The organism is Falsiroseomonas sp. RANM36, assembly GCF_056682175.1.
Window position 1 is genome coordinate 516,230 of sequence record NZ_JBWXTD010000006.1, and the last position, 6,021, is coordinate 522,250.

The following is a 6,021-nucleotide window of genomic DNA, read 5'->3' on the forward strand; positions in this document are numbered from 1 at the left end:
GCCGGCGACGAAGCCGCCCGCCAGCATCGCCGCGGCCACCGCCCAGAAGGCGGCGCGCACCGCGGCCCGCCCCGGCCGCGCCGCGGCGGGCGCCGCGGGCGCGGGCCGCCGCCGGCCGGACGGACGATGGCGACGACGGCGCCGGCCGCGCCCGCGGTCGCCCGTCCGGCGCCAGGCCGACATGCTCCGGCGACTGCTCCCGCAGCAGCGCGCCGCCGATGCCGGTGACGATCGCGAGGATGGCGCAGATCGCGAAGGCCACGCGCCAGTCGCCGAAGGCCGCGAGCAGGTCGGCGAAGGGCGGCACGAGGGCCGTGCCGAATCCGATGCCGCTGACCGCGACGCCGGACGCCAGGCCGCGATTGGCGACGAACCAGCGTTGCACGGTCGCGATCGCGGGCACATAGGAGAAGCCGACGCCGAGGCCGATCAGCAGGCCATAGCCGGCGATGACCTCCACCAGGCTCCGGGCCGAAGACGCCGTCAGCAGGCCGAGCCCGACGACGATCATGCCGCAGCAGGCGGTGGGGCGCGCACCGATCCGGTCGGCGACCGCGCCGCTCAAGGCGCTGACCAGCAGCGCCGTGCCGCCGCTCAGGCCGAAGATCAGGCTGACCTGCGTGCGCGATGCGCCGAATTCCGCCGCGATCTCGTCGGCGAAGGCCGAGTAGGAGTAGATGGCGCCGTAGCCGACCATCATCACCAGGAACGCCCCGGTCACGACGATCCAGCCGCGCCAGGGGCGAAGCCCCCTGGGAACCGGGCGGCGAAACGCGGTGCGGCGTGAGGCGCGAAGGACGCGCCGAACGCCGCCACCGCCATGCTCGAACTCCATGGCCATCGTCCCGTCATCCCCCGCCGCGACGAGGATCGCGGCGCGGCGTCGGGCGCGCGGTGCCAAAGCGCACATGCCAGCCTGGCGGGTGCCGGCGCCCGCGGCTTGCGGCCCGCCCTGCAGGGCGCCACTGTCCGGGCGGACACCCCATGGAATCGACGGATCTCCTGCGCCTGCCGTTCTTCATGCCGTTCACGCCGGAGGCGGTGGCGCCGCTCTCGGCCATGGCGCGCTGGCGCAGCTGCGAGGCGGGCCAGACGGTGATCGAGGCGGGGGACGTGGCGGGCGACGTCTACATCGTCGCCCTGGGCACGCTGCGGGTGGTGACGCGCAGCGTCGGCGGGCACGAGATCATCCTGAACGAGATCGGTCCCGGCGCGCTCTTTGGCGAGCTCGGCGCGATCGACGGCGCGAAGCGCTCAGCGGGCATCGTCGCCCTGACGAAGACACGCCTCTGCGCGCTCCCCGCCGCGCCTTTCGTCGAGTTCGCACTCTCATCGCGCGAGGCGTCGCTCCATCTGATGAAATCGCTCGCCGCGCGGGTGCGGGAGAAGGACCAGCGCATCTTCGAGCTGAGCGTGCTGGCGACGCGGCCGCGGCGGATCGCGCAGCAGCTGCGGCGGGCGCGCGCCCGCGAGCCGGAGGGGATGATCATCTCCCCGCCGCGGCCGCATCACGAGCTGGCCGCGCGGATCGGGACGCGGCGCGAGATGGTGACGCGGACGCGGGCGGCGCTGCAGCGCGAAGGCCTGGGGGAGGCGACGCGCGGCGGGCTGATCCTGCCGCGGCCTGCGGCGCGCGAGGCCGAGCTCGAGGCGGCCTGGGCCAATGCGCCGGCGCGCTGAGCCGGCGCGCGGACGCCCACCCTGACCCGATTGGGGGATCGCCAGGCGGGCGCGGCTTCGCCAGACTGTCGCCTCGCCGGCGCGCCATCGGGCGCGCATCCGATCCTCCCCCGGCGATTTCGTCCCGAAAGGACAGGTCACGACATGGCAAATCTTCCCCCTCTCCCGCCGGCCGGCCGCGCGCCGCAAGGCGGGAACAACGCGGCCTCCGGCAAGGCGAACCCGAAGGACGCCCGCGCGGGCTCCAAGCGCGGCGGGAGCATGAAGCAGGGCAGCCTGAGCAAGACCGCGCAGAGCAACCGCAAGCAGGGCGACCGCTGACACGCGGCCGGCCGCCCGGACCAGCGCCGGACCACCCGCCCCTGGCGCCGGGATCGCTCATGCCGGCGCGACGGACCGGCGCGCCGAAAGGAGCCGATCGCCGATGACCGCGCCGGCCATTGGCCGCGCCATGCCGCGGGCGGAGGCGCGCCGCCTCGTCGCGGGCGGCGGCCGCTACCTCGACGACCACGCCGAGCGCGGCGAGCTGCAGGCGTGCTTCCTGCGCAGCCCGTTGCCGCATGCGCGCTTCGCGCTGGATGTCGCGGCGGCCGCCGCGCTGCCGGGGGGGGCGGCGGTGCGGACCGCCGCCGACCTCGCCGCCCTGTGCCGGCCCTGGCGCACCGAATCGCGCAGCTTCCCGGGCCTCGTCTCGCCGCCGCAGGGCCCGCTGGCGGATGGCCGCGCGACCTGGCAGGGCGAGCCTGTGGCGATGGTGCTCGCCGCCACGCGCGCCATCGCCGAGGATGCGGCGGAAGCGATGCTGGCGGAGTGGGAGGAGCTGCCCGCCGTCACCGCGCCCGAAGCGGCACTGGCGCCCGGCGCGCCGGCGGTGCATCCGGGCAGCGAATCGAATCGCGCCTGGGGCGCGACGATCGGCCGCGGCGAGGTGGACGCGGCCTTCGCCGCCGCCGCGCTGGTTGTGGAGGAACGGCTGGTCTTCACCCGCCACACCGGCGTCCCGCTGGAGCCGCGCGGCGCGCTGGCGACATGGGAGCCCGGCACCGGCGCGCTGACCCTGCGCCTCTCGCATCAGATGCCGCACCAGATGCGGCTGCACCTGGCCGAGCAGCTCGGCCTGCCGATCAACCGCGTACGTGTCGTCTGCGACGATGTCGGCGGCGGCTTCGGCATCAAGATGCACCTCTACCAGGACGAGATGGCGGTCGCGGCCGCCGCGCGGCTGCTCGGCCGACCCGTCCGCTGGGTGTCGGACCGGATGGAGGCGATGCTGGCCGACATCCATGCCCGCGAGCATGTCGTCACCGCGCGCATGGCGGTGGATGCGGACGGCCACATCCTCGGCTTCGACCTGCACGACCTGCAGGGGCTCGGCGCGTATTCGGTCTATCCGCGCAGCAGCACGGTGGAGGCGATCAGCGTGGTGCGCAGCATCGGCGCGCCCTATCGCTTCGCGCATGGCCGCGCGCGGGTGGACAGCGTGCTGCAGAACAAGGTCGCCACCGGGCAGTACCGCGCGGTGGGCGCGCCGGTCGGCTGCGCGGTGACGGAACACCTGGTGGACAAGGCGGCCCGCGCGCGGGGCGAGGATCCCTGGACTTTCCGGGCCCGGAACATTCTGCGCGCCGAGGAAATGCCCTGCGTCAATCCCTTCGGCGCCGCGCAGCACGGCATGCACCACCATGCCGCGCTGGAACGGGCGAAGGCGCTGCTCGACCTGCCCGCGCTGCAGGCGGAGATCGCAGCGGGCCGTGCGGCAGGGCGGCTGCTCGGCCTCGGGATCGCCTTCACGGTGGAATACACCGCCTCCGGCCCCGCCGTGTATGGCGCGGGGCATGTCGCCGTCGCGGCGACGGACACGGTGATCGCGACGCTGGAGCCGACCGGCGAGGTCAGCGCCCAGGCCTCGATCACCGAGATCGGCCAGGGCATCACCCAGGGCCTGGCGCAGGTGCTGGCCGATGCCGTGGGCGTCGCGCCCGAGGCGGTGCGCGTCGCGGCCGGCGATACCCAGGCCGCGCCGCATGGCGGCGGCGCCGGGGCCCGCCGCGGGGCGGCGATCGGCGGCGAGGCCGCCTGGGGCGCCGGCCGGGCGCTGCGGGCGCAACTGCTCGACGCTGCCGGCGCGCTGCTGCAGGCGGAGCCCGGCAGCCTCGACATCCGCGCCGGCGTGGTGACGGACGCTTCCGGCGCGGCGCGGATGACGCTGGCCGAGCTCGGCACGCTGATGCTGTTCCGCGGCCACGAGATGCCGAAGGGCGTGACGTCCGGCCTCTCCGCCGCTTGCCACTACCGGCGCGAGGAGGACGTGACGCTGGCCAACAACGGCGCGCAGGCCGCGCTGGTCGAGCTGGACGGCGAGACCGGCCTGGTGCGCGTGCTGCGCCACTGGATGGTCGGCGATTGCGGCCGCGTGCTGAACCCGCTGCTGGTGGACGGCCAGTATCGCGGCGGTGTCGCGCAGGGCATCGGCGAGGCGCTTCTGGAAGCCTGCCGCTACGATGCGGAGAGCGGGCAGTTCCTGTCGGGCACGCTGGCGGACTACCTGCTGCCGATGGCGACCGACATCCCCGACATCGCGCTCGCGCATCTGGAGACGCCCTATGCCGGCAGCGCGGTGGGAGCAAAGGGCGCCGGCGAATCCGGCACCTGCGGCGCGCCGGCGGCGATCCTCAACGCGGTGAACGACGCGCTGCTCGCGGCCGGCGGCGGCACGGTGACGGAGCTGCCCATCCATCCCGTCGCGGTGCTGCGCGCGCTGGGCCGGCTCGCATGACGCCCGCCCGATTTGCCTATGCCCGACCGACGACGCTGGCGGACGCGCTCGGCCTGCTCGCCCGCGCGGGCGAGGAGGCCGCGCCGCTCGCCGGCGGGCAGAGCCTGGTGCCGATGATGGCGATGCGCGTCGCGCGGCCCGCGCTGCTGGTGGATCTGAACCGTGTCGCGGGGCTCGACGCCATCGCGCTGGATGGCGAGGCGCTGCGCATCGGCGCGATGGCGCGCCATGCCGCGGTGCTGGCGCATCCCCTGGTGGCGGCCGAGGCGCCGCTGCTGCCGCTGGCGCTCGCGGAGGTCGCGCATCCGGCGATCCGCAACCGCGGCACGCTCGGCGGCAGCCTGGCGCTGGCCGATCCCGCCGCCGAGCTGCCGTCCTGTATGATGGCGCTCGACGCCGCGCTCGTGCTGGCCTCCGCGGGCGGCGAGCGGCGCGTGGCGGCCGCGGACGTCTTACAGGGCCTCGACGCGCCGGCGCGGCGCGCCGACGAATTGCTGCTGCGCGTCGAGATCCCGCGCTCGACCGGCTGGACGGCCTGGTTCCAGGAGGTGGCCAGGCGCCGCGGCGACTACGCGCTGGCCGGCCTCGCCGTCACGGCGCGGCGCGAGGCGGGGCGGATCGCCGCGGTGCGGCTCGCCTTCTGCGGTGTCGAGGCGGCGCCGCGCCGGCTGCACGCTGTCGAGGCGGCGCTGGTCGCGGGCGAGGATGCGGCGTCGCTCCTGCCCGGCGTGCTGGCGCCGCTCGGCTCGCCCGAGGCGCCGCCCCCTTACCGCCTGCACCTGGCGAAGATCCTGCTGCGCCGCGCGACGGAGGCCCTGCATGCTGCCGCCTGACGAGACACTGGCGGAGATCGCCTGCAGGGTGAACGGCCGCCCCGTCGCGGGGCGCGTCATCCTGCGCCAGACGCTGGTGGAGTGGCTGCGCACGGAGCTCGGCCTGACCGGCAGTCATGTCGGCTGCGCGCACGGCGTCTGCGGCGCGTGCCATGTGCGGCTGGACGGCGCGGTGGTGCGCGGCTGCCTGGTGCTCGCCGTGCAGGCCGATGGCAGCACGGTGGAGACGATCGAGGCCGCGAGCGGCCCCGAGGTCGCGGCGCTGCGCGAGGCCTTCGTGGCGCATGCCGGCCTGCAATGCGGCTTCTGCACGCCGGGGATGATCCTGCAGGCGGCGGAGCTGCTGCAGCGGAACAAGGCGCCGAGGCGCGAGCAGATCCGCGACCACCTCTCCGGCAACTACTGCCGCTGCACCGGCTACCACCAGATCGTGGATGCGGTCGCCTCAGCCGCCGCGGCGATGCAGGCCGGCCGCGTAGAAGGCGCGTAGCCCCTCCGCGTCGCGGCGCGCGACCTCACGCCAGGCGCCCGCATCGGCCGCGCCGGCGCGCACCTGCGCGTCGAGCTCGGCGCGGGCGGCATCCAGGTCGAGCCCCGTGAGCCGCCCGTCGCGCACCACATCGCGCCCGGCGACGACGAGGCGGCGCACATGCGCCCGCGTCGCGCGCGGCGCCCGCCGCGCCCGCGCCGCCCCCCGGGTCCGCCCCACCACCGCGGCCCCCCCCCACCCCC

The 6,021-nt window shown here is 75.8% G+C and carries 7 protein-coding genes; 5 read left to right on the forward strand and 2 right to left on the reverse strand.

What is annotated here, in order from left to right; translation table 11 throughout:
- The coding region (locus AC1MIR_RS24070) for an MFS transporter (protein WP_480030701.1) at positions 1–721 on the reverse strand (721 nt) is incomplete at its 3' end.
- Positions 722–984: 263 nt separating this feature from the next.
- On the opposite strand from AC1MIR_RS24070, the gene AC1MIR_RS24075 reads away from it, so the two are divergent.
- The 5 genes from AC1MIR_RS24075 to AC1MIR_RS24095 all read left to right on the forward strand — a co-directional run bounded on the left by AC1MIR_RS24075 (position 985) and on the right by AC1MIR_RS24095 (position 5,779).
- On the forward strand, positions 985–1,680 hold the full coding sequence (locus AC1MIR_RS24075; protein ID WP_480030702.1) for a Crp/Fnr family transcriptional regulator: 696 nt from the start codon (positions 985–987) through the stop codon (positions 1,678–1,680).
- A 144-nt stretch (positions 1,681–1,824) separates the two neighbouring features.
- Positions 1,825–2,001: a hypothetical protein gene (locus AC1MIR_RS24080; protein ID WP_480030703.1), complete on the forward strand. Its 177-nt coding sequence runs from the start codon at positions 1,825–1,827 to the stop codon at positions 1,999–2,001.
- A 103-nt stretch (positions 2,002–2,104) separates the two neighbouring features.
- A complete protein-coding gene (locus tag AC1MIR_RS24085; RefSeq protein ID WP_480030704.1) occupies positions 2,105–4,456 on the forward strand; it encodes a xanthine dehydrogenase family protein molybdopterin-binding subunit in 2,352 nt (783 codons plus the stop codon).
- Positions 4,453–5,289 (forward strand): FAD binding domain-containing protein, encoded by an 837-nt coding sequence (locus AC1MIR_RS24090; protein ID WP_480030705.1) that lies wholly within the window; start codon positions 4,453–4,455, stop codon positions 5,287–5,289. The genes AC1MIR_RS24085 and AC1MIR_RS24090 overlap by 4 nt, the downstream gene beginning before the upstream one ends.
- Positions 5,276–5,779 carry a (2Fe-2S)-binding protein gene (locus AC1MIR_RS24095; protein ID WP_480030706.1) on the forward strand — a complete coding sequence of 168 codons (504 nt, stop codon included), beginning with the start codon at positions 5,276–5,278 and terminating at the stop codon, positions 5,777–5,779. The genes AC1MIR_RS24090 and AC1MIR_RS24095 overlap by 14 nt, the downstream gene beginning before the upstream one ends.
- Here the strand turns inward: AC1MIR_RS24095 and AC1MIR_RS24100 are convergent.
- Positions 5,735–6,021 (reverse strand): hypothetical protein (locus AC1MIR_RS24100; RefSeq protein ID WP_480030707.1); only part of this gene is annotated, 287 nt, incomplete at its 5' end. The two genes, AC1MIR_RS24095 and AC1MIR_RS24100, sit on opposite strands and share 45 nt — an antisense overlap.

Excerpts from the sequence above, each read along its gene's own strand:
- AC1MIR_RS24075 (WP_480030702.1), top strand. The coding sequence starts at position 985 with ATGGAATCGACGGATCTCCTGCGCCTGCCGTTCTTCATGCCGTTCACG.
- AC1MIR_RS24080 (WP_480030703.1), top strand. The coding sequence starts at position 1,825 with ATGGCAAATCTTCCCCCTCTCCCGCCGGCCGGCCGCGCGCCGCAAGGC.
- AC1MIR_RS24085 (WP_480030704.1), top strand. The coding sequence starts at position 2,105 with ATGACCGCGCCGGCCATTGGCCGCGCCATGCCGCGGGCGGAGGCGCGC.
- AC1MIR_RS24090 (WP_480030705.1), top strand. The coding sequence starts at position 4,453 with ATGACGCCCGCCCGATTTGCCTATGCCCGACCGACGACGCTGGCGGAC.
- AC1MIR_RS24095 (WP_480030706.1), top strand. The coding sequence starts at position 5,276 with ATGCTGCCGCCTGACGAGACACTGGCGGAGATCGCCTGCAGGGTGAAC.